Origin of the sequence: Arsukibacterium sp. (assembly GCF_041616895.1) — a bacterium.
GTDB lineage: Bacteria > Pseudomonadota > Gammaproteobacteria > Enterobacterales > Alteromonadaceae > Alishewanella.
Genome location: NZ_JBFJPY010000040.1, coordinates 1 through 22487, shown reverse-complemented (window position 1 = coordinate 22487; position 22487 = coordinate 1). Strand labels below are relative to the sequence as shown.

Genomic DNA, 22487 nt, shown 5'->3' with positions numbered 1-22487 from the left:
TGCCTTTCCGTTGCCTTATTCTTGATATAACCTAGCCACCAATCAGCACGGTGGGGACCCCTACCACTATCTTGCCGCCATGGGCTGTGTCATCGCCAAGCCTGGCCGCATTCTTGCCATTGATAAACACGGTAGCCGAGCCGCCGCTGATGCTGTCAGGCGGTCCGACACATAACAGCTTGTCGCCCTTGCGTGCTGCAGGCATACCGGCAATGCTGACAGTAGGGGAGCCTTGCAGCACTGGCCCACCCACGTGCGGTACCTGGCCAGTAACTTTGGGGCAGACATGCATACAACCAATTATCGCGGCGGGCTTGCTCATTGTTCACCTGTATTGCAACGCATTCTGCGCCAGTGTCTTACTCGCTCAGGGTTGCGTTTGCACTAGTTAATACTGACTTTAGCGCCATTGATCGTAATGTTAACGCCTTTAATGGCAATGGATCCGTCGCTTTTCATGGCAATCGAGGCGGCGCCGGTTTTAATGGTAATGGCATCTCCTGCCTCAATAGTGAGTGCTTTGCCTACTTTATGCGTTTCAGCGCCATCCACCTTTATGGTCCGGTCTTTATTGACCGTGTCCTGGTCATTACCCTTAATCAGACGCGTACTGTCATTATCGATACTGATCTGTTGGTCGTGCTCAACCTGCATGGTTAAGTTTTTTTCGGCATGCAAATAAACCAGCTCATCGCCTTTCTTATCTTCAAACCGAATTTCGTTAAAATTATCGGCCGCCCCCCCTTCACTGGATCGGCTTTTAATCCCGCTCTGAGTTTTATCTGTGGGTAAATCGTATGGCGGCATATGGTCAGAGTTGTAAACAGCACCGATGATTACCGGCTGATCAGGATCACCATTTAAAAATTCCACCAGCACTTCCTGATCCCGGCGCGGGTAAAAAAACATGCCCCATTTTTTGCCTGCCCAATTCTGACTCACCCGGATCGGACAAGAACTTTCATGATCAGTTATGTCGCTGCGATCCCAGTGAAACTTCACGGTTACCCGGCCCAGTTCGTCAACCGAAATCTCCTCAGAGCCTTTACAGGTTACAGTAGCCGTCTGTACGCCTTGCACCAGCGGCTTTGCGGTTTGTAATAAAGGCCGGTATGCCACCTCTTTGGGCACACAACGGAAGCTGTTGCTAATGATTGTCCCGGCGCTTTGGTTAGCACCCGTCTGACTGATAATGGCGGCATCTAAGCGCAAGTCGGTAATAACATACTGCTTGCCCTCTTCTGCTTTATCCTCATGCTCACTGATAGTAAAAGTACGTCCGGCGGTAAAACTGCGGCAACTGCTGGCCCCTTGTTGCATGGCCATATCACGTTGCAATGCTTCAAGTCTGATGGTGGCTATGGCGTTCGCGCGGGTGTGGGTTTCAGCTTCTGCTTCGTATTTAAAGATTTCATAATCAGCATGTTTACTCACCAGACTCCCCTTGCCATAGGTGCCGGTAGGGAGCGCTTTAGGTTTTTCCAGATTGTAGCCACGCTGCACAAACTTGCCCGGTACCATCCGTATGGCTTTTTGCCACTGGCTAATATGTGCCTCTGCCAGGGTGCCGGTGTGAAACTTAACCTGGTTCTCTGTGCAAGGCTGATAAGCCGACGCTTTATCAGCCAGTATCAGCTTATGCTGGCCCTTACTGTGTTCAAAAAAGTAGAAAATACCTTCTTGCTCCAGCAAACGACTGATAAAACTGAAATCAGCTTCTTCGTACTGTACTTTATATTCGTAATCGGGATAACTGCCGCTGATTTTAGAACTGGCGTCCAGGGTAATACCATGTTCAGCAGCCAGCATTTCAACAATTTTCAGCACATTGCTGGCTTTAAAAATGCGACTATTCACCTTATGCTGCATGTACCATGCTGCTGGCACGATACTAAGATGATAGTCGCGAAAGTTATTGCCACCGGCGTCTTTGTTTACCCGTAACCCCAGCGAACTAAGCGAGGCTACCACACCATGAATATGACGCTGGCGGTTATTTCCCAATTCAAGAGTTATACAAACCTCTTTACCAATCAATTCTTTAGCTGCTATTTCCTGACCATTAGTATAAACCGTTGCGGCCAGTGAAAATAACCGGGATATTCCTTCATCTAATACAAAGCGGGTCAGATAAAGCGCATCTTTACCCAGCGGGGTATCAATTCTGATGCTGTTTTCATCCTGGGTAGCTTTTTGCATCCGTTCGCCTCAATCAAGAATGGATTGGTAAAAATTCCGGGCTGGTTTTCAGTAAGTACAGCTGACACCGCAAGCGGCATCAGCTGCAGCTTAACCTTACAGCTTGGCGCCTTTAACGCCGCTGTAACCGTATACCAGTGGTGCAGTAACGTTGTTTTTGTCGTCTGTTGGAGTAACAGTCATCATCAACTCGGTGTAGCTGATCACGATAGTTTCAACAGGACGGTCGCCTGAAACTGACATCTGATAGCTGCTGATCATCGCATCAGTCAGTTCAATTTTCATGATTTCTTCAATTTTGTCGCCTTGCTTGGTAATGTGGAATACCGCCTTCTGGCCTTTACCAATAGTCGCTTCTTTGAATAAATCCGGTGATGATTTATCTTGCAGTTTTGTAATAACAATATCGTTCAACCGGGTAGAACTGGCTTCACGATCCATCGCCGTACCGGTGTATGAAGTTAACTCGCGGTGAGAACCCCAATCCATAGATAAAACAGTGATCATGTCTTTGAATTCATCAGCGGTAGATTCGCCTTTGATCGCGCCATACTGCAGGTAGGTATTTGCTTGCATGCTATGCTCCTTTTGCATATTTAAAATAGTGTCCACACAGGACAGATATAAACCCGGGCAAACTCACCCCGGCCAAACGCCAAAAAAAACACTTCCTACAGCCACTATGCATACCACAAACATATTTAACAATGTTTAAACATTAAAGCGGACTTTGTTGGTAAAGTACTTTTTCAAACTGTACAAATTATACATTCTAAGAAACTATGATCAACTTTTAATTAACTATTTATTTATTTAATTAACTGATTAAGTCAGCAAAAAATACAAAAATAGTTTACAACTTAATTTGTTTATTAAATGTAATAATTAATCAATATGGTAATCGAAAGTTTCGCCATTAAAACTTAGCTGCACCTGCTCAATGGTTTGCTGCTGCGCCCTGCGCTGCAGGATCATGACTGACAACTCCGGTAATAAGGTATTTTGCAGAATATTGTGGATAGTACGGGCACCGGAGCCAGCGTCCTGACAGCGGCTGACAATGGCGTCAATCACCCCACTCTGATAGCTGAAATCGGCACTGTAGTGCTGTTGTAACCGCCGCTCAATCCGCTGTAACTGCAATCGGCTAATCATCGCCAGTTTGTCATCGTCCAGTGGCAGGTAAGGAATAACGTTTAAACGACCCAAAAAAGCGGGTTTAAAAATCTGCAGTAAATCGTCTTTTAACGCTTTGGTCAGGCCAGCAACAGAGGGAGCCGTTTCAGCGTCTTCAAATAACCGCATCGTGGTGTCTGTGCCGACATTAGAAGTCATAATAATGATGGTATTTTTAAAATCGATATCACGTCCTTCCCCATCTTTAATCGACCCTTTGTCAAATACCTGATAGAAAATATCCTGCACTCCGGGATGCGCTTTTTCCATTTCATCCAACAACACCACACTGTAAGGCTTACGACGCACGGCTTCAGTTAAAATGCCGCCTTCACCGTAGCCGACATAGCCAGGAGGCGAGCCCAGTAACAACGACACTTTATGTTCTTCTTTAAACTCTGACATGTTAATAACGGTAAGGTTATCTTCACTGCCGTAAACCTGTTCTGCTATCGCCAGTGCCGTCTCCGTTTTTCCCACTCCGCTGGGGCCTGTTAACAGAAAGATACCATTTGGTTTGTTCTCATCTGCCAGTTGCGCTCGTGAGGTTTGCACGGTTCGGGCAATCAGTTGCAACGCATGTTGCTGGCCAACAACCCGCTCTGCCAGGTGTTGTTCCAAAGCCAGCACCGTATTTATTTCATCAGAGTGCATTTTACCAAGCGGTATACCCGTCCAGTCGGCCACCACCTCTGCAATCAATTGCCCGGTGACCTGCCAATGCACCATCGGGGTGCTAAGTTCAGCTAATGACGCCCGCAGCGCACTCAGCTCCTCGAGCAGTGGCCCGGTATTAACCGGTGTTTCAGTGCCCTGCTCAGGGTTGTCGCTCGTTGTCGTTCTGGCATCCTGTTGCAGCTGTGCTGCTAACTCCCGTGCCCTGGCAACCCACTCACGTTGGGTTTGCCATTGTTGCTGCAGCTCTCCAAGTAACGTTTTTACCTGCGCTAATTGCTGTTGTAACGCCTCAAGCTGATGGGTGTGCATCTCGCCCAGCGTCTGCTCGCGCTGCAATACGCTGATTTCACGAGTTAACTGATCAACCATACGTTGTTGATCTTCCACCGGGCCGGGTATTGCGTCCTGGCTCATCGCTACCCTGGCACAGGCGGTATCAAGCAGCCCTACTGCTTTATCCGGCAGCTGGCGGCCACTGATATAGCGATCAGACAAATACGCGGCGGCTTGCAATGCGTTGTCCGTAATACTCACGCCATGATGGCTCTCCATCACGTCAAGTAAACCGCGCATCATTAATACGGCTTTTGCCGGGCTCGGTTCTTCTACTTTTACCACCTGAAAACGCCGGGTTAATGCCGCATCTTTCTCAAAGTACTTTTTGTATTCGGCCCAGGTAGTGGCGGCGATGGTTCTAAGTTCACCGCGAGCCAGCGCGGGTTTCAGTAAATTGGCAGCATCGTTCTGTCCGGCCTGACCGCCGCTGCCAATCATGGTATGGGCTTCGTCAATAAACAAAATAATCGGCGTAGGGCTTTGCTTTACTTCATTAATCACGTTTTTCAAGCGATTCTCAAACTCGCCCTTCATACCTGCACCTGCCTGTAACAGCGCCAAATCAAGCACCCGCAGCGCAACAGCCTTAAGTTTTTCCGGCACGTCAGCTGCTGCAATCCGTAAGGCAAGGCCTTCCACTACAGCGGTTTTACCCACACCGGCTTCACCCGTTAATATCGGATTATTCTGGCGCCTGCGGGTTAAAATATCGATCATCTGGCGGATCTCAAAATCGCGGCCTACTATTGGATCAATCTTGCCGGCGCGCGCCTGTGCGGTTAAATCAATGGTAAATTGATCCAGTGCCGGCGTTTTACCAGGCTTTGCAGCTGCAACTGCTACCCCGCCCTGTTCGTCCGACTGAGCCGCCAGATTCGGCCATACCCGTAACAGCTCGGCGGCGTTTATTTTATCCAGCTCTGGGATACGGCGTAGCATCAGGCCTGACAGACTCTCGTCCTGCAGCAGGGTATATAATAAGTAGACACTACGAACCTGATGGTCATTAAACTCAATGGTGGTGTTAAGCCAGGTTGCTTTTAGCCAGCCAATCAGTTGTACCGAGATCCCCGGCAACGAATTATTTCCGGTTTTCAGCTGCTCCAGGGCTTGTTGCAGCTGTTGGCGCACTTTATCTGTGTCAACGGCGAATGCCCGAAACACCAGTGAAAAGTCAGCACTATCGCGTTGTACTAAAGCATCCAGCCAGTGTTCAATTTCTACCGAATAGTGGCTGCGAGACTGGCAACGCGCCGTCGCAGCTTCAAGTGCCTGTTTACAGTCGTTATTGAGGGTTTCTACCAGACTTTTTAGAGAATGTGTCGACATAAATGCTTCCTGTGCATTAATTAAAGCCGGCCCAGTTGGAAACCAACCTGAGCGGGATGCTGCGACATTGCAGCGCGAATACTTAAGCGGCTACCCCGGCCCAGCGACGTTGTGCTGTCAGCCAGACGGCTACAGGTAAAATCTTGTTGTTTCCCTTTTATCAGCAACCGAACCTGCAAATGAGGGTCGAGATAACGGCCAGCAATATGCTGAACTAACTGGTAATGACTGGCGCCTGGCAAAAAACCGGCTAGTGTGGTGGCTGGTGGGGCCACTTCAATCACTACTACTGAGCTGACATCCCACACCTGCTGTCCCAACATACTGGTTTGGCCCAGCATGCCATTCTGACCTTCAGGCAGGGTGCGACTGCTAAGCCGGCTTTGATCCTCTTTGGCCAGCGCCAACCAGCGGCCCGCCAGAGAAACCACCTTAACCGGTGCGCCCAGCAAATCCGTTAATATTTGCTGCAAAAACTGGCGTGAGCGATTGCGCTGGCTAAACGCCCCCGCGTAATACACACCAAGGTTGTCATTACAGCCACTGAGTTGTTGCAGTAAGTTACTGAACGGATCATTTAAGCCATCGGCAATCTCATACTGACAAGCAAACCGGTATTTTTCCCAGGCCCGGTAATACAGTGAAATCAGCCGATGATTAAACATATCGAAAAAGTCGCGCATGGCGCCATCGCGTTGCTTTAAGCGCTGCAATAACATCTCGGTATAATGCTGCGGCATTACCCCGCTGGGCCCGGTTAACCCCAGGAAACTGACATATAATTCCAATGCCAGCTGATCGTTATCGTTGGTACGTGCATTGGCTTTATTAATAGGCTGGCCGGCAAAACCTAAATGTTGCTCGGCCTTAAACCGGACCAGCTCTGCGCCGGGAAACGCATCGCGTCCTACCCCGTGCCACTTTTTCTGCTCAGCACTTAACTGGCGCTCTATCTGATATACCGCCTGGTAAAAGTCAAAATCGCCCGGGCTGGCAACTAACGCGGCGAAGCTCATCGTGGCTCTCCCATCATGCCATCCTCATAGCAATACCTTGCTACCTACTCTGGCAGGCCAGCGATGGTAGAGTTGTTCATGCTCTTTTAGTTTGACACTAAGCCGGGTGTAGCTGTTGATGCTGGCATACTGGGCAAAGAAAGCATCGAGAATGTTGGCGAAAAAATACACATTACTGCCAGCATAAGCAGACTGGCTGAATTCCAGCAAAATGTCGGTACCGCTGCAAACGGCAATCCGGCCCTGCTGATTAACCCGCGCTGAGCCACTGCTCAGGGTCAGGCCGGTGATACCGTCAATTAACGCTTTTGATTCCGGCGTACAACGAAAATCGTACAGTTTCAATGTTTCCTGCAATACCGTTAACGCCTGCTCACCACTAAAATGGTTCAGGGTAAGGTGGTTTACCAGCTGCCAGCGGCTGCTTTCAGCAAGTGCCGGGCGAATGCTCATGGTGGGTGCCACCAGACAACGTACCGATTTAATCACATCAGCGTGTTTACTGATGGCAAATTCCGGCTCGCCGCCACCAAAGGGCAAATAAGCTGGCTGATTGCGGTTACTGCACAGGGCGTTAACCTGAATAACCCAGTTTTGTTGTTCATCATGGCTGCTGACGCCCTTAAAATGGCGGTCAACAATGGATAAATACACTTCGGTGCCCGCTTCCGCATAGCCCCCCGCCCAGTCAACAAATTCACGCCGGGTGTGCCAGAACAATTGCTGTTGCGCCAGATAATCAGGGTGACCCTGGCTGTAATAAGGATTGAGGGTCACTTCATTTCCCTGTGGATCAAAAGCCTGTACCTGTTGTACCTGGACCACCTCACAGACATCAGCGTCCAGATAGCGCGGCGCCAGCCGGTACTCATATTGGGCCGACTCTAACTTCACCGGCTCAAGTTTTTGCTTAAACAAGTTAATCACCGGGGTGCAGCCCAGTAACACGCTATCGGCGGTAACATGGCGCTCTAACTCATCTGCCCCTTCGGCCAGATAAAAATACAAATCTACCTTATCGGCAATACCCGGCCAGCCTGGATCCAACCCGGTCAGGGCAAAAAAAAGAAACTTTTCCGGACATAAAAATTGCTCAATAAGCAAACGGTAACCACTGAAACTGCGCTGACTGTAAGGCACAACCTGCTCATCATCGGCAAAGCCAATAGCCTGGATATGACGAGGTTGCAAAAACTTCATCTGCTCAGACTGGCCTGTCGGCGCCACGCCAATGCTAATAACGTGCCTCAGGATCAATTCAAACAGCTTATAGACATGATGACGCTGACCATTAAGGTAGAATCGCAACTGGCCTATAGCCAATTCCTGCAACGAGGTGTTATCAAACTCACAGGCTAGGGTTAACTTGAGCAAGGCCTTCGCGGTCTGACTGGCTGGCGGTTTTGGCGCATGAAATGGCGCATTCTTAAATTCGGCCTGCACCACTTCCAGCGGCCAGATATCGGTGTCATAGCAACTCTGAAACGTGCAGGGCTTCAGCCCTTCAGCCCGGGTTTCAAACTGAGTGCCACGTTTAATCTTAATACCCGATGTCGAGACATTCTGACTGACCAGCTTTAAAACCGATACGGAAGGAATAGGTGCCTGATAATCAGGATACATCTGGCCCAGCAAGGCATCAGTAAGTTCGGGAAAACTGTCATCCAGCTTCTGCCGGATTTGAGCACTAAGCAGGGCAAAACCTTCAATTAACCGCGAGACATGGGGATCTTCAACTGTCTCTTCGCTAATGCGCAACCGACCGGCAATTTTCGGATATTTTTCGGCGTATTCGGCACCCATCCTGCGGATAAACGTCAGTTCACGATTGTAATACTTTAATAACTCATCATTCATTACTGATAATCCCTGATGGTCAGCCCCAGATGCACCGGTTCCACTTCGGAGTCGAACATAATATGTTCCGGCTCGGGGTCGGCATAAAGCAATGCCTGGATCCGCAGCCGTAACACCCGCTCAATGGTTTGATCGTCATCGGCTAATGACACTTCAACCTCAACAAACCTCGGTTCAAAACGGCGGATACATTGCTCTACTGCCCTACACAACTGCTGGCGGCCTTCAATTGAGTCGACCACCATTACCGAAAAATCCGGCAGACCATAGTTCAGCAGGCTTTGCTGCAACTGCTGATAATTCTCTGGCCAGACGTGCCATTGCACCCGGGTATTGAGCAGGTTTTCTAAATCCCTCCGGACACTTTGTCGCAACGCTTTTAAATCAAAGCCACGACGTTGCCGGCCGGGATCTTTCTGGCCAGGTGCATCATCAATTAGACGATCGAGCAGCGACATTTGCAGCGCCTGTTTCTGATGCACCTTCATCTTGGTTATTCAGCCATTGCCGCGCCAGCTGCAGCTGCAGGCTCAGCTTCGCTGATGGCGTTAAGCTCGGTAATCTCACTGAGTGCTATTGCCTGCTCGCCCAGCAACAACATTTTCTGGCCTGTACCGGTAATCAGCCAATCACTATACTCATGCCAGTCGGTCGCCCGGCCAAGTTGTAGTAACGGATCACTATCGGCAGCAACGCCAGCATCAGCAACAGGGTTCACCATATAAATCATTGGTAAGAAAGCCTCTCCCTGTGGGCCGTCGACAATACTGATATCAACCCGCCGCCAAAGGGTGTCGAGCAGGCTTTTCACCGGATGCAGCTTTAAACTGGCAACTTGCTCAAACCCGGCCAGGTAATATTTGCCATCGGTACCAAACAGTTCCAGATATCCCCCCAGACTGTCGTCCAGGTCACGGATATCCGTATGGCGCTTATCGCCACAGGCAATAGCAACCTGTGGCCGCAGTTGTTCCATCTCCCCGGCCGCTAACGTCGCCGCGACAATGTCCTGCTCATGCATAGCTAAACGAAGCTTTAACAGTGCGCTGAACATCGGCGCTGGCTCACCAAATAATGTGGCCGTCATGCCACCCTGGTAAAAGTCACGCCGGGCAGTTTCTGCCCGGATAAGCTGTCTTACATTGACGGCGCCAAGCAAACAGTCCGGATGCTGACGTACTATCATGTCCAACTGCGCATCGGCTTTGTCCAGCTCACCGGCTATACACAACAGCTCAACGTATACCGCCCGCATCTGAGCATTGAGTGGGTCGTCCCGCAGTACTGTCAGGGCATGGTTTAACGCATCGGGTAACTGACCGCTACTGATTAAGGTATTAAGTTTTTTCATTTAAGATCCCTCAGGCTGACGCCTTTTGCTTTGGAGAAAGCTCCGCGACTAATTTTACTGATGTCACCATCTGATCCAGCTGAAAGTGGGGCTGTAACTGGATCACTGAATAATAGCGGCCGGGCTGGCCCCGTTTTTCTTTCACTTTTATTCGCGCTTCACGCAAAGGCCGGCGCGCCCGCACTTCATATGACGCATCCTCAGAAGCTGTGGTGTAGTTATGTAGCCAGCGCTGTAATTCCTGCTCGCATTCTTCTGCCGAGACATAGCCCCCAACTTTGTCGCGACCTATCACCTTAATGTAATGAGCAAACCGGGCCACACATAAGATGTACTGCAACATGGCAGATAGCCTGGCGTTTACACTCGACAAGGTTTTATCGTAGGCTTTTGCTTCCTGCACCGAGGCATTGTTATAAAACGCATAAAAATCGCTGTACGGTACAGCCGATAGCGGCACAAAACCGGCATCAGATAACGCCGCTTCAAAGCGATGCCCCACCAGCAAATTGACCGAAGGCTTATTGAAAGACTGGTATTTTTCGGTTTCGTACTGGCTAACAGGCAGATGAGTTACCAGACCAAAGTTGTAATGGCCTGCCTTCATGCCGCGTATTTGCCCAAACCAGCCCGACTCGCAATAGGCCCTGACCAATACGCCGGCAAACGCCCAGGCGGCATTACCCCACAGATAATCCCGCTGCGGCCGGCTAAATTGTTCTTTAAACACAAAACCTTCAGTGCGGCTGCCATCGTCCTTGTAAGGTGGGCGCATCAGAACCTGTGGCAATACCAAGCCCAGAAAGCGGGCGTCTTCCATGTTTCGTAGCGCCCGCCATTTAACATATTCCGGCTGTTTAAACTGGCTGGCGATATCCGTCACCTGGCCAAGTTCTGAGAAATGATCCACCCCGAATAACGAAGGGTGGGCAGCGGTAATAAAAGGCGCAAATGCAGCGGCAGCAGTGCGCGCTACTTCCTGTAACGTATCGAGATCATTAATACTCTGGCCACGACGGATTTTATGGCTGATCTGATAATCACCAATCAAAACGCCAAATGGCTCGCCACCTGCCATATCAAATTCGTTATCGTAAATGAGTTTGAAGAAATCACTCTGGTCAAAATCGATAGCCCGGTTGATGTCTTTACTGAGCTCAGGCCAGGATAGTGAAATAAGTTTAACTTTTACTTTTTGTTCGCGATCATAACGTTCGGCCTGCTCTGTCAGGTACAACAAGCCCCGCCAGCTGGCCTCCAATGCCTGAAATGTCTGGTGATGCAACAGTGCATTAAGCTGCTGGTTAATCAGGCTGTCAATTTCGGCAATGGCCCGGCCCAGCACCGGAGCAATAGAAGCCGCCCCGGCACAGGGGCGGTTTTCAATATGCTGCAGCCAGAACAATACCGCCTTCAGCGGATTGGATTCACGCAAAAATCGGCTCAGTAAACCTGTTCTGGCATAACTGGCATAGGACGGACAGGGCCTGCTGCCCTCATCCGTATCAAATACTGTATCAGCAACAAAATTAACTGCGTCAACCATGACTTATCCGTCCCTGCCTGTTATCACTGCTCAGAGTTGGTTACTAAACCGTGCTTAGCTACCCATTTCCGGAATTTTGGCTACTAAACGTAATGACGTAGACAATTCTTCCAGCTGCAACCATGGCCGTAACCAGGCTACGGCATTATAAGAACCAGGACGTCCCGGGATCTCACGCACCTGCACCTTGGCATCCGCCAGTGGATAACGGGCCCGCACTTCCTGACCGCTGCCTTCTGAGGCATTAACATAAGTCAGGATCCAACGATTGAGCCACACTTCCACATCTTCGGCCTCCATAAAGCTGCCAATTTTGTCACGGGCTAGCACTTTCAGGTAATGGGCAAAACGTGATGTCGCCATCAAATACGGTAAACGGGCTGATATAGCGGCATTTGCGGTGGCTTCCGGGCTATCATATTTTTTCGGTTTTTGCGCGGTCTGGGCACCAAAAAACACCGCGTAGTCGGTATTTTTATAATGGCATAATGGCAGAAAGCCCATTTTACCCAGCTCTGCTTCACGCCGATCGGTAATACCAATTTCCGTAGGACATTTCAGATCCGGATCACCATCATCACTCATAAAGATATGCGACGGTAAACCTTCCACTTTACCGCCGCCTTCTGCCCCGCGAATGGCGGTACAAAAGCCATATTGTGCAAAAGCATTGGTCAACCGGCTACCCAATACATAGGCGGCATTCATCCAGCAATAGTGGTTATGGTGAGTATTTTTGGCGACGGCTTTCTGGCCATCTAATTCAAATTCTTCATAGCCAAACTCTTCTACCGGCGCTGTCGTGCTACCGTAAGGCAGGCGTGCCAGTACCCGTGGCATTGACAGCGTCACAAAGCGTGAATCATCGCTGTCACGGAATGAACGCCATTTAGTGTATTCCAGCGATTCAAAAATCTTTTCTAAATCGCGTGGCTTAGACAGTTCAGTCCACTCGTCAAAACCAAATAACGCCGGTGAGGCACTGGACAGGAACGGGCAAAAACCAGCGGCAGAAACATTAGACATATAGGTCAGCGTTTCAATATCTTCCGGATGGTTGGTAAACTCATAGTCACCAATGATCGCGCCGTAAGGCTCACCACCTGGGGTACCAAACTCTGTTTCATAGACTTTTTTAAAGGTCTGGCTCTGGTCAAACTCGACCGCTTTACTTAAATCCTTGTACAGCTCTTTTTTGCTCATGCTAATCATGCGGATTTTAAGTGAACTGCCCGTTTCAGAGTTAGTCACCAAATGATTAAGCCCACGCCAGCTGCCTTCTAATTTCTGAAAATCTTCCGCATGCATAATGGCCGCCAGCTGATCTGAGATCAGGGTGTCCAGTCGGTTAATCGCTTCGTTAAAGGTTACCGTCAAATTTTTATTCCAGCTGACCGTGCCGCTCATTGCTTCTTCGGTTAGGGTGCGAATAAGTTCTTCGGCTCGCGACGCATCTGTCTGCTTGGTGGCACCGATAGCCTGGTCCAGTAGCGACGCAAACTCAGTGCTGCTGTCGTGGCTTTGTGCTAAAGCTTCCGTACTCATATTATTTATCCTCTACATTCAGTTCCTGCGCCAGCTGTTGCAGGTCAGCATCACTGTTAAGTACCCGTTCCAGAATATTTTCCAAATCTTCAGAGCGGTCTATTTTGGTCATCAGATCCCGTAACTTATTGCGGGTAGCCATCAGTTTCTCCAGCGGTTCAACCTGGCGCACGATGGCCGCAGGTTCAAAGTCCTGCATCGATTTAAACTGCAAATCGACTGCAAACTCGCTGCCGTCGCCGGCCAGCTTATTTTCCACTTTAAAATTTAGCTTTGGGTTCATCCGTTTTAATACTTCGTCAAAATTATCGCGGTCAATTTGGACAAAACGCCGATCTTTTAATGGTTTTAACGCTTGAGTGTTGTGACCGGCGAAGTCGCCCATTACCCCTACTACAAAAGGCAGTTCTTTTTTTACCGCGTTGCCTTCAGTCTCAACATCATAAGTAATGTGAACTCTGGGTTTGCGTACCCGTGACAACTTACTGTGAATACTTTCCATTTACGCTCTCCTATCATTTGTCTGTCGTGGCCGCGCAGGCAACGCTGGCCGGTTGCACTACTCAGGTTGTACTACTTGGTCTGCGGGATCCCCGCCAGACGAAAATAAATGTTTCGGGTATTGTTATCGTCAATCAGCTCCTGCAACAGCTCCGGCAATGTGAGATCACTCCAGCGGATCACTTGCTCAAGCGCATACGACATTGGCGAATGCGGTTCGGTTTTTCTAAAAAAATCAACAGCATGCTGTAACGAACGAATAACCTGCTGACGTGATTGCAGTTGCGCGTCGACGTTATTCGGGTTCAGGTTAACAGCGGTATCAGCAGCATCCGTTGGCGCATGATGTTCAGCCACGCTCAGCTTATCTGCCGCCAGATAGCTCACCGCATCGAGACATTTCTGCATTGCTTTACTAATGGCGGTTGTCGGCTGCGGTGAGCCTTCCATCGCGGCATCCATCACATCAGACAACCGTTTAAATTCGGCCATCGCCAATTGAATGTCGCTGTAAAGCTGCTGATAAAAACCGGCGGGTGTTTCCTGTACCGCCTGTTGAATTTGCTCCAGACTGGCGATGCCGGCATCGGCGCGCAGTTTTTGTTTATTCTCGTCTTTGCGGGATAAATCCGCCGCACGCACATATTGCCAGCAGGCAAAACAGCCCACCGAGCTGACATCCGTGATGGGAATACTTAATATCGGGGTTATTAATGCACCATCACCTTCATAACCATTAAGGCCAATCAACGGTGCTATCCGGGCGTCCATGCCTTCATCATCGGGTAACGGATAAATATCTTTCCAAAACTGTTCAATCAGTAACCGCGTGGTTTTAAAACCCGCTGCCAAGCCAGCAAATCCCTCGGTGCGACACCAGGCTTCAATCAACCAGGCTGCATATTCCAGATCTTTACTTTGCTCAGTTAATATATCGGGTAAAGCCTGGGCAAGCGGTCGCCAGTCAAGCACCAGTGCCTGAAAATCATCATCTTCAAACAGCATGGCCCGCTCATTGGCCCGAGCCTGACTGCGAACGTCTTTTAAGGTGTAGTACTGTGAGGTAGGTGAAATATCGCTACGTGGATCGATGCCCGCCGGTGCATGCTCCGCTACGGGTTTAATTAACAACTCAAAATTTATTAATTCACTGCGATCCATCACAATTAACCATTAAGTACATCAACAGCAAAATATGTTACTTTATAGTTCACGAAATAACAACATTTCAAACTATATTTATACAACTTTGCGATTTAACGGTATTGTTTTGTCATTTGAATTAACATTTAAGTGGCCTTTGAGCTCCACTAGGATACTGGTGACATTGTCTTTAGCGCCGGCTACAAGCGTGGAGTGCAATAATGCTTTGCTGGCGTCGGCTATATCATCATGTTTTAAATATTGATGAATTTCATTGTCAGGTAACTCTTTTGTTAAACCATCGGTACACAGCAAAAATAAATCACCCGGCTGACAGCTATCTGAACGAATAGCGACCTCCAGTTCAGTATCAACCCCTACCGCCCGGGTAATCACATTTGCCAGCTCATGACTTTCTGCTTCACTGGCAGCCAGTAAGCCTTGCGCTACCATTTCATTAACCTGGCTATGATCATGGCTCAACTGCTCTAAAGTATTGTTACGTAACAAATAACAGCGGCTGTCACCAGCCCAGAGTAAATGATAGGTAGCCTGCTGGATAAACAATACCACCACCGTAGAGCCGGCCAATGTGCCAAGCAATTGCTGCTGACTGTATTTCACCAGTGCCCGGTTAGCCTCCTGCAATGCCTGGTTTAATAGGGCCGCACTTAGCGCCTCCCCTGCACTTGCCACTGCCGTTTTAAGCAGGTCCATTACCATCCGGCTGGCAATGTCACCCGCGGCATGCCCACCCATACCATCAGCTACAGCCCATACGCCGGCTTCAGGTAGTGCCAGACACGCATCTTCATTAAGTTGGCGAACTAAGCCTTTGTGGCTTTGGGCATGAAATGCAATTTGCATCATTAATGTCACCATCCGGATTAATATTGAATTTGTTTTTGTTGCCAGTTCCAGCGCGACCAGTCACCATCCAGCATGGCAGCATACTGACTCACCTGAGGCAAACCAGAGGTCACCAGCAAACACGGGGCGACGTGCTCAGAGCCGTTAGTCCACCACAGGCAATAACGAGAAAATTGTTGCAGGTAACTCTGATGTAACAGACCGAGACTTTCCAGCGGCGCACTGGCACTGATAGTCCAGGCCTGGCGGATAGCTTCGTTGCTGCTTTGGCTGACCTGGATCCGTTTTGACTCAGGCCAGGCTACCGGCAGCTTAGCCAGCGCAGTCAGCCAGCGCTGCAGCTCAAAGCCATCGTCCAGAGTGGCAAGTGCTTGTTGCTCAAGCTCTTCACACCAGCCTCGTTCGTGCCACGCCTGAACCGGCGTTACCGAAAGTTCAGCGGCAAGGGTAAAGGGAAAGTGACGCCCCACCTGATCCACCGATGGCATCAGCGTACCTGCCATAGCCTGATCACTGCAAACCCCGGGTGATAAGGCAAAATGCCACACCGGACTGGTCAGGTAAGTTTCAAGCCACGCCGCTCCCAGTTGCTCACGACTTACCGCAAGCACCGCTTGCAGCCACTCATTCCAACTGTCGACAAAGGCAACCTCAAGTCCCTGCGCCAGGAAATCTCCCTGGCTGGCCACTTTGCCACAAATACCCAAGGGTGATACCACCGGTTGTGCTACAGACTGGCCGGACACGAGAATGCCTCCAACTCGCTACTCCAGAACGGCGTATTTACCGTATCTGGAACCAACTCCAGCCGGGCCTTATTGCCCTGCACTGCCAGATGCAGCACTTTGTCGGTGCGGGTTTGCGGTCGTGCCAGGGTCAGTTCATCCAGTAACCGGAACCAGGACCACTCACCCTGATAGCTAACATTAGATGATAAGCCAGCATTTGCCGGGGTAAATACCAGCCGGGTCTGCAGTTTGTTGCGATCGCCCGGCCAGTAGAACTGGCTGGAACGGGTTGGTCCATGCCGGTAAGACAATTCCTGCCCCGCTATATCCAGCATCAGGTGGGTAATATGCCGATCCAGAAATAATGGTTTTAAACTAAAACCGACTTTTAACTTCTGGCTGCCCGGTTCAAAAAAGGTACTCCGTATGCGCTGGGCGCGTTGAAATGTCTGCAGCACATTAGCATTAAGACCGATATCTTTTTTAAAGGTCCAGGCGGTGCGACTGGTGTTAACAAATGGGCTCAGATAATCATTAAAGAAACTGTCCAGAGTGCCGCCGTAACCAAAAAACTTCTCAAAATCACGTAGTTTAATATCTGCCTCAGCCTTGCGGTTCAGCGGATAACGACCGGCGATAGCACCACGATACTCGCTAAGTACCTTGCCTTGCCATGCTTCATTAATATGCTGACGACTGCCGCTGGCAAAAAGCTGCGCCGTATCGCTGGAAATATTACCCAGCCAGGTACTAAACGGCGCGGGGATTTCACTGCGTAACCGACGCAGTGCCACATTAAGCTCATTGCCCTCCTGCGAGTTCAGCTGATTAGCGTACGCCTGACGTGCCCTGCCCCCTGGCGCATATAGCCGCTCCAGATAATCATAATAACGCCGGGTAGTCTGGCCAATTTGCTCCAGTTGCACAGGTTCAATGGCCAGCAGCGCTGAAAACGCTGCCTCAACTTCTTTACCCGGTAAGCTGCGACTGACATCCGGCATTTCATCTGGCAGTATCCGGTTTAAGCGGGTGGACTGACTGGAAAACTGTGTTTTCGCTACTTTCCCGGCAACATCTGCCGCCATATCCAGCTCAGCCGATTCAGGCAACTGCGTTAAACGTAGGTTTTGCTGCGCCGCTTTTATCAGGTTCTGAATAGGCTGCTCCGGCCCAGCCAGGATCCTGGTAAGGGCCAGTCCCTGCTCGACATTGGTAATCGGTTGCATTTCAATGTCGTTTAGCAATTCATGCCATAAATACACGTAGTCGCGCAAATAACGCAGAGTTACGTTTGCAGATAAATCCGCATTACTCTGCTCACCGGCCGCCGCGTCTTCCTCACCATATACCCAGCTGTCTGCCAGCAACTGGCGAATGATCCGACGCTTTTCAATATTAAAAACGCCATGAAACCCCTGATAGGTATACAAGCCTGAGATGCCCTGGCGTAGTGGTTTACCACTTCGTCGACTGAATAGTGTTACGCTGTCAGTTGCCAACACATCTGACAGGCGAAAATCTGGTATATGGCTGTCCATCAGCTCGGTGCGGATCCGCTGATAAGCGCGCTCGGCTAAAGGCACTGTCATCAGTAAGTTGCGGGTGTCAGCGACGACATTTTCATCGTATCGGGCGCCCTGGATACCTGCCTGCAATAACGCATCCAGATGGCTTTGCAATGAGGTTCGAAGCGGCTGGTTGATATCAGCGGGCAACATACGTTCGGTAAACTGCGCAAACCATGCCTGCACCTGCTCTGCCTCAAACCGCTCCGGCTGAAAAATCATCAGATAGGTTTTCAGCGTCTCATATAAATAATCCCGATGCTCTGCATGCTGCTGCATCTCTGAGGCCAAACTGTTCAGCAGGAAAGGCACAAAGTCGGTATACAAAGCCCGCTGATAAGCGGTTTTAGCAGACTGACCTAGTTTGTCCCCCTGATATAAACCAAGATTCTTCGGTCCATCTGCCGGTAATAAACCGGCATAGCCGGCGGGCATATCGCGCAGCACGTTAAGCTGCTCGTTAAGTTGCAGCATCGATTGCTGCGCTTGCGACTGATCCAGACTATGATACTGCTGCAAAGACAGCGCGACCTCATCGACCAGCTGTCGGTTCCAATGGTAGCTTGAGGTCCAGGCACTCAGTAACCAGACTGAAGCCACGGCAGTGGCGGCCAGAGTGCCATGGCGGATCCAACGATGTTTGTTTTTATGTTGCAAATTTACCGAGGCCAGCTCACGCTCCGGTATCACAATCTGCTCAAAAAAACGTGTCAAAAAGTAACTTTTCCCCTCGCCACTATGCCGGCGCAGCGGTGGTTCAGCCAGGCCGAAATTGCCGCCTAACTGCGCCATAATCCGATCAATCGGCTGGCCCTGCTGGGTGGCGCTGGCAATATAAACGCCACGCAACATCGTGGCTTTTTCAAATGGGTTGGGTGAAAAAATCTCTTTCAGAAAGTCATCAGCCGCACTTTGCAATAATCGTAGCTGGCGCGGAAATTCATAAATAGCAGCCCGACTCTGCTGCTCCCGCTCGGTTTGTAACCGGCAGTACAAGCGCTGATGTAGCCGGTTAACCATGGCATGAAATTCTTTATTAAACTGAGCCACAATCCCTTTTTCTTCGTTCTCCGGTTCCAGCGAAAAGGTGGTACCCCATACCTGCTCTCTATCTTCCGGCGCCAGATCATCAAAAAACTCAGAAAAGCCGGCAATCAGATCCGCTTTAGTAAACATCACATAAACCGGAAAGCTCATCCCGAGCTGGTTCTGCAGCTCCTGCACCCGTTGCTTTATTGCCCTGGCATGTAAGTTACGCTCGGTGCGGGTCTGGTTCAGTAAATCAGCCAGACTGACAAATACAATTACGCCATTTATTGGCCGGCGTGGCCGGTGCTTGCGCAGTAAGCCCAGAAACCCCTGCCAGGCTGTCGCATCCTGCTGGGCGTGACTGTCCTGCGTGGTATAGCGACCGGCCGTATCTATTAACACCGCCTGATTAGTAAACCACCAGTCACACTGCCGGGTGCCACCAATACCTTCAATAGCATCAACTCCCATTTGTTCCTTTAACGGAAACTCCAGGCCAGACTGTTGCAACGCGGTAGTTTTACCTGACCCTGGCGGACCAATCAGCATGTACCAGGGCAACTGATAGATATCCCGTGCCTTGCTAAAGCGGGCATGTTTTAAAATATCCAGCGCCTTTTGCATTCGGCTACGCAGTATTTCAATATCCCGTTTCGCCATCGCATCTTGTTGCTGATGCGCCTCGCCATTAAGCAAAGTATCTACCGCTTGCTTATGCGAGCGGTCTTCGCGCATACCACGAATATAATGGCTGGCGCCCCAGATCAGCGCAATAAGCAGCAGGGTCACCAGCCGGGCGGTGGTACTGGCTAATGGCTCAACACCGGCAATTGCCACTAAGGGTCCACCAAACCAAATCAACAGCGCCAGTGCCGTTAAGCCAAGTAAGGTTATCACCCAGCCGGCGGTCAGAATGCGGCGCAATGACAGAAAAAATCCTTTAATTTTCATACTTCTAATCCTTTGCACTTGGCTATTGCGCTAACAAATCTATTTCTACCCGCCGGTTCAGCGCCCGGTTTGCGGCGCTATCGTTGGTCGCTATGGGATCAGCTTCACCTCGTCCTTCTGGCCATAACCGACCATGTAACTGGCCCCCCAAAGCCAGGGCGTCCGCCATCGCATTAGCGCGGGCCAGTGACAGATGCCAGTTGGACGGATATTTACTGGTAAAAATGGGTAAGTCGTCGGTAAAACCGGTGACCAGAATACGCCCCTCAACGCCTTCGAGTGACCTGGCTATTTTGGTAATAACCGGCATAAAGCTTTCATTAATGGTGACGCCACCCGGGGTGAATAGATGATGCAACCCTACCCGGATCCGCACCCGATCAGGCAGCTCTATCACCTGTAACATATCGCGCCGAATTTCGGTTTGCAGCAGTTGTTGTAAGCGGATAGCATCCTGATGGGGTTTACCACTCTGGCCTGACACCACATCAGGCTGCCAGTTCACCAGAGCATTTAACTGACGATGAACCTGATCAGAGTAATTATTAACCTGGTAATTAAGATACATATAGACGCCAAGCAATAAGGCGGCAACAACGGAGCACAATACCCACAGCGGCAAGCGGTTTTCCAGGGCACCGGATTGCACCACATCACTGCGCCATTTTGGCGACAGCTCGCGGGCAGGCTCGCCACGCTGGCTTCGAATCGCCTTGTAGGCGCGATCCTTGATCAGCTCCAGTTTTTCGTAGCCGCGCTCTTCAACCCGCATTTTGCCCACGAAACCAAAAGACAGACATAAATACTGCAATTCCAGTAACGTCAGGTTTTGCGAAGGCTGGTTTATTGCACTCTCCAGCAGAGTAAAGAAATACTCACCACCAAAGGTCTCATTATGAAATGTTGACAAGAGGCTCTCTGTCGCCCAGTCACTATTGCCACCCCAACTGGTGTTGAGCACAATCTCATCAATAAAGCAGCATAAGGTATAACGGGCCTGTTCAATCACTTCTGCCACAACGCCTTTGGCACGCAGCTGCTGCTCATACTGATTAATTAAACTCACACACTGCTTTTTTAAGCTATTAACATCATTATGACTGGCAGTACTGCGTATCGGTGCCACCAAAGAAAATAAGATCGCGGCTTCATCTACTAACACGTTGTCACTGATCGACAAGGTTTGCGGCCCTTGGCCCGGCGTACTATTGCGATTGCCAGTGGCAATGCGGGTTTTATCATTATTAACACTGGCGCTGGTAGCTGTTGCGCCCCCGCCCGCTGCTAGGGGTGCAGCCGGAGCAGCAGAGGTAATTTCTGGTCGCTGCGCACGACCTCCTGGCCGGGGTTTCATAATAGTTTGATCAGACATTGTCTTCTATCCCTATATTTCAGGCCTTAATCGCCCAGAGTTCCAGCTTTAAGCCGGGGTAATTCCCTGATAAATGCAAAGCCAGTGCGCCACTGTTTGCCAGTCGCTGCCAGTAAATACTGGTTTTATCCAGCTGGAAGTAGTGATAACCGGCATGATATGGCACCTGCCTTGGTGCAACCGGTAAGCCGGTAACCGGTATGCCGGGAAGTTGGTTGTTGACCAATTCACGAATATGCTCGACCGGACCAATTTTAAGTCTGGCCGGCAAATGTTTGCGGATGTCTTCAGCAGGTAAGTCAGCGCTGACTGCCAGCACAAACTGGGCATATTCCAGCAGCGTTTTGTCGGTTAGCGGCGAGACTAAAATACCGAACTTGGCTTGCTCTAATGGCAATGCCTGAGCAGTTTGCTCTAGCACCACACTGAGCGTCTGATTCATAATCACCGCTAAGTTGCCAAAAACGGTGGTCAGATCCTGATGAATATAGGGCGGAAACTCTGGCGGCCTTTTCTGTTTGCTGGTAAAGGTGGCAAGTTCACCGAGCATAGTGACCATCAGCTGATACAACGCCAGTGGATTACTGCCATCAAGTTGCTGCCAGTGCTTTAACAGCGGCTCATACCGGTTCAGCACCTGTAACATCAGAAAGTCGGCAATAGAGCTGCTGGTACCCTGACCTTTGCTGATCCGACTGCTTAATGCCTGCGCCCGCTGGTTAAGCATACCAAGGGTTTCATTTATCAATGCTTTTAGCGGTGGATTGCGCTGCACATTAAGTAGTGGCGGAATAAACTTGTCGTCTAGCTTCACTTCGCCCTGATCGGTCACTTCCCGGATCCGACCAATTGCAACACCAATAAAGCCACTTCTATCGTCACTTTCCAGTTTTAGCAACACGCTGAGCCTGGCTAACTGCAAGGTTTCAACCGCCGCTTCGGCTAAGCTGGTGTCGGTCAGGGTATGATCAGCAAAATGAAAGCGGGTTATCTGTTCACTCTGTTGCTCAGCAATATTTAAACCATTCGCTTTATCAACCGCCAGGCAAAGATACACCTGCTGGTCGCGACACCCTCTGGCAATGCTAAGCGGTGCCGGCAGTGGCTCAATATCGGGTAATTCCAGCAAAGTGCCATCGGGCAGGATACCGCGCAAACGGCTTAAGCCAAACTGACTGAACTTTAAACACTGGCTGTCCAGCTGATAGTCGTAGATGCCCCAGCTAAAGGGCGCTAACTGCGCCTGGCGGCTTTGTTGGCTATAATGCAGATGGCGGTCTTGCTGTTGAAAGTGT

Annotated in this window: 17 protein-coding genes; all 17 read right to left on the bottom strand. The window is 50.0% G+C overall.

Features of this window, described 5'->3' with window-relative positions; genetic code table 11:
• Positions 1-31 precede the first annotated feature (31 nt).
• On the bottom strand, positions 32-322 hold the full coding sequence (locus ABY802_RS08710; protein WP_372626656.1) for a PAAR domain-containing protein: 291 nt from the start codon (positions 320-322) through the stop codon (positions 32-34).
• A gap of 62 nt (positions 323-384) precedes the next feature.
• Positions 385-2199: a type VI secretion system tip protein TssI/VgrG gene (tssI, locus tag ABY802_RS08705; protein WP_372626655.1), complete on the bottom strand. Its 1815-nt coding sequence runs from the start codon at positions 2197-2199 to the stop codon at positions 385-387.
• Positions 2200-2295: 96 nt separating this feature from the next.
• A complete protein-coding gene (locus ABY802_RS08700) occupies positions 2296-2775 on the bottom strand; it encodes a type VI secretion system tube protein Hcp (RefSeq protein WP_097109775.1) in 480 nt (159 codons plus the stop codon).
• A 309-nt stretch (positions 2776-3084) separates the two neighbouring features.
• On the bottom strand, positions 3085-5718 hold the full coding sequence (tssH, locus tag ABY802_RS08695; protein ID WP_372626654.1) for a type VI secretion system ATPase TssH: 2634 nt from the start codon (positions 5716-5718) through the stop codon (positions 3085-3087).
• Between the two features lie 20 nt (positions 5719-5738).
• On the bottom strand, positions 5739-6734 hold the full coding sequence (gene tssG, locus ABY802_RS08690; protein WP_372626653.1) for a type VI secretion system baseplate subunit TssG: 996 nt from the start codon (positions 6732-6734) through the stop codon (positions 5739-5741).
• Positions 6735-6758: 24 nt separating this feature from the next.
• The gene (gene tssF / locus ABY802_RS08685; RefSeq protein ID WP_372626652.1) at positions 6759-8591 is read right to left on the bottom strand and encodes a type VI secretion system baseplate subunit TssF; all 1833 of its coding nucleotides are present in this window, start codon (positions 8589-8591) and stop codon (positions 6759-6761) included.
• Entirely contained in the window at positions 8591-9049 is a 459-nt protein-coding gene (gene tssE, locus ABY802_RS08680; protein ID WP_372626651.1) for a type VI secretion system baseplate subunit TssE, read from the bottom strand. The genes tssF and tssE overlap by 1 nt, the downstream gene beginning before the upstream one ends.
• A gap of 35 nt (positions 9050-9084) precedes the next feature.
• Complete coding sequence (locus tag ABY802_RS08675) at positions 9085-9942, bottom strand: type VI secretion system accessory protein TagJ (RefSeq protein ID WP_372626650.1); 858 nt, start codon at positions 9940-9942, stop codon at positions 9085-9087.
• 10 nt (positions 9943-9952) lie between these two features.
• On the bottom strand, positions 9953-11488 hold the full coding sequence (tssC, locus tag ABY802_RS08670; protein WP_372626649.1) for a type VI secretion system contractile sheath large subunit: 1536 nt from the start codon (positions 11486-11488) through the stop codon (positions 9953-9955).
• 54 nt (positions 11489-11542) lie between these two features.
• Positions 11543-13033, bottom strand: coding sequence for a type VI secretion system contractile sheath large subunit (gene tssC / locus ABY802_RS08665; RefSeq protein WP_372626648.1), 1491 nt, complete (start codon positions 13031-13033; stop codon positions 11543-11545).
• 1 nt (position 13034) lies between these two features.
• The gene (gene tssB, locus ABY802_RS08660) at positions 13035-13535 is read right to left on the bottom strand and encodes a type VI secretion system contractile sheath small subunit (protein WP_290609703.1); all 501 of its coding nucleotides are present in this window, start codon (positions 13533-13535) and stop codon (positions 13035-13037) included.
• A gap of 71 nt (positions 13536-13606) precedes the next feature.
• Positions 13607-14695 carry a type VI secretion system protein TssA gene (gene tssA, locus ABY802_RS08655; RefSeq protein ID WP_372626647.1) on the bottom strand — a complete coding sequence of 363 codons (1089 nt, stop codon included), beginning with the start codon at positions 14693-14695 and terminating at the stop codon, positions 13607-13609.
• A 78-nt stretch (positions 14696-14773) separates the two neighbouring features.
• Positions 14774-15547, bottom strand: a complete 774-nt coding sequence (locus ABY802_RS08650) for a PP2C family serine/threonine-protein phosphatase (protein ID WP_372626646.1) — start codon at positions 15545-15547, stop codon at positions 14774-14776.
• 17 nt (positions 15548-15564) lie between these two features.
• Complete coding sequence (gene tagF / locus ABY802_RS08645) at positions 15565-16293, bottom strand: type VI secretion system-associated protein TagF (RefSeq protein ID WP_372626645.1); 729 nt, start codon at positions 16291-16293, stop codon at positions 15565-15567.
• Positions 16275-19820, bottom strand: a complete 3546-nt coding sequence (gene tssM / locus ABY802_RS08640) for a type VI secretion system membrane subunit TssM (protein ID WP_372626644.1) — start codon at positions 19818-19820, stop codon at positions 16275-16277. Before tssM ends, tagF begins: the two co-directional genes overlap by 19 nt.
• A 22-nt stretch (positions 19821-19842) precedes the next feature.
• Positions 19843-21192: a type IVB secretion system protein IcmH/DotU gene (gene icmH / locus ABY802_RS08635; RefSeq protein WP_372626643.1), complete on the bottom strand. Its 1350-nt coding sequence runs from the start codon at positions 21190-21192 to the stop codon at positions 19843-19845.
• 19 nt (positions 21193-21211) lie between these two features.
• Positions 21212-22487: type VI secretion system baseplate subunit TssK (gene tssK / locus ABY802_RS08630; protein WP_372626642.1), on the bottom strand; the 1276-nt coding region annotated here is incomplete at its 5' end.

What these genes read in the sequence shown, in the direction of transcription:
- ABY802_RS08710 (WP_372626656.1), bottom strand. Translation starts at nt 322, where the DNA reads ATGAGCAAGCCCGCCGCGATAATTGGTTGTATGCATGTCTGCCCCAAA.
- tssI (WP_372626655.1), bottom strand. Translation starts at nt 2,199, where the DNA reads ATGCAAAAAGCTACCCAGGATGAAAACAGCATCAGAATTGATACCCCG.
- ABY802_RS08700 (WP_097109775.1), bottom strand. Translation starts at nt 2,775, where the DNA reads ATGCAAGCAAATACCTACCTGCAGTATGGCGCGATCAAAGGCGAATCT.
- tssH (WP_372626654.1), bottom strand. Translation starts at nt 5,718, where the DNA reads ATGTCGACACATTCTCTAAAAAGTCTGGTAGAAACCCTCAATAACGAC.
- tssG (WP_372626653.1), bottom strand. Translation starts at nt 6,734, where the DNA reads ATGAGCTTCGCCGCGTTAGTTGCCAGCCCGGGCGATTTTGACTTTTAC.
- tssF (WP_372626652.1), bottom strand. Translation starts at nt 8,591, where the DNA reads ATGAATGATGAGTTATTAAAGTATTACAATCGTGAACTGACGTTTATC.
- tssE (WP_372626651.1), bottom strand. Translation starts at nt 9,049, where the DNA reads ATGTCGCTGCTCGATCGTCTAATTGATGATGCACCTGGCCAGAAAGAT.
- ABY802_RS08675 (WP_372626650.1), bottom strand. Translation starts at nt 9,942, where the DNA reads ATGAAAAAACTTAATACCTTAATCAGTAGCGGTCAGTTACCCGATGCG.
- tssC (WP_372626649.1), bottom strand. Translation starts at nt 11,488, where the DNA reads ATGGTTGACGCAGTTAATTTTGTTGCTGATACAGTATTTGATACGGAT.
- tssC (WP_372626648.1), bottom strand. Translation starts at nt 13,033, where the DNA reads ATGAGTACGGAAGCTTTAGCACAAAGCCACGACAGCAGCACTGAGTTT.
- tssB (WP_290609703.1), bottom strand. Translation starts at nt 13,535, where the DNA reads ATGGAAAGTATTCACAGTAAGTTGTCACGGGTACGCAAACCCAGAGTT.
- tssA (WP_372626647.1), bottom strand. Translation starts at nt 14,695, where the DNA reads ATGGATCGCAGTGAATTAATAAATTTTGAGTTGTTAATTAAACCCGTA.
- ABY802_RS08650 (WP_372626646.1), bottom strand. Translation starts at nt 15,547, where the DNA reads ATGATGCAAATTGCATTTCATGCCCAAAGCCACAAAGGCTTAGTTCGC.
- tssM (WP_372626644.1), bottom strand. Translation starts at nt 19,820, where the DNA reads ATGAAAATTAAAGGATTTTTTCTGTCATTGCGCCGCATTCTGACCGCC.
- icmH (WP_372626643.1), bottom strand. Translation starts at nt 21,192, where the DNA reads ATGTCTGATCAAACTATTATGAAACCCCGGCCAGGAGGTCGTGCGCAG.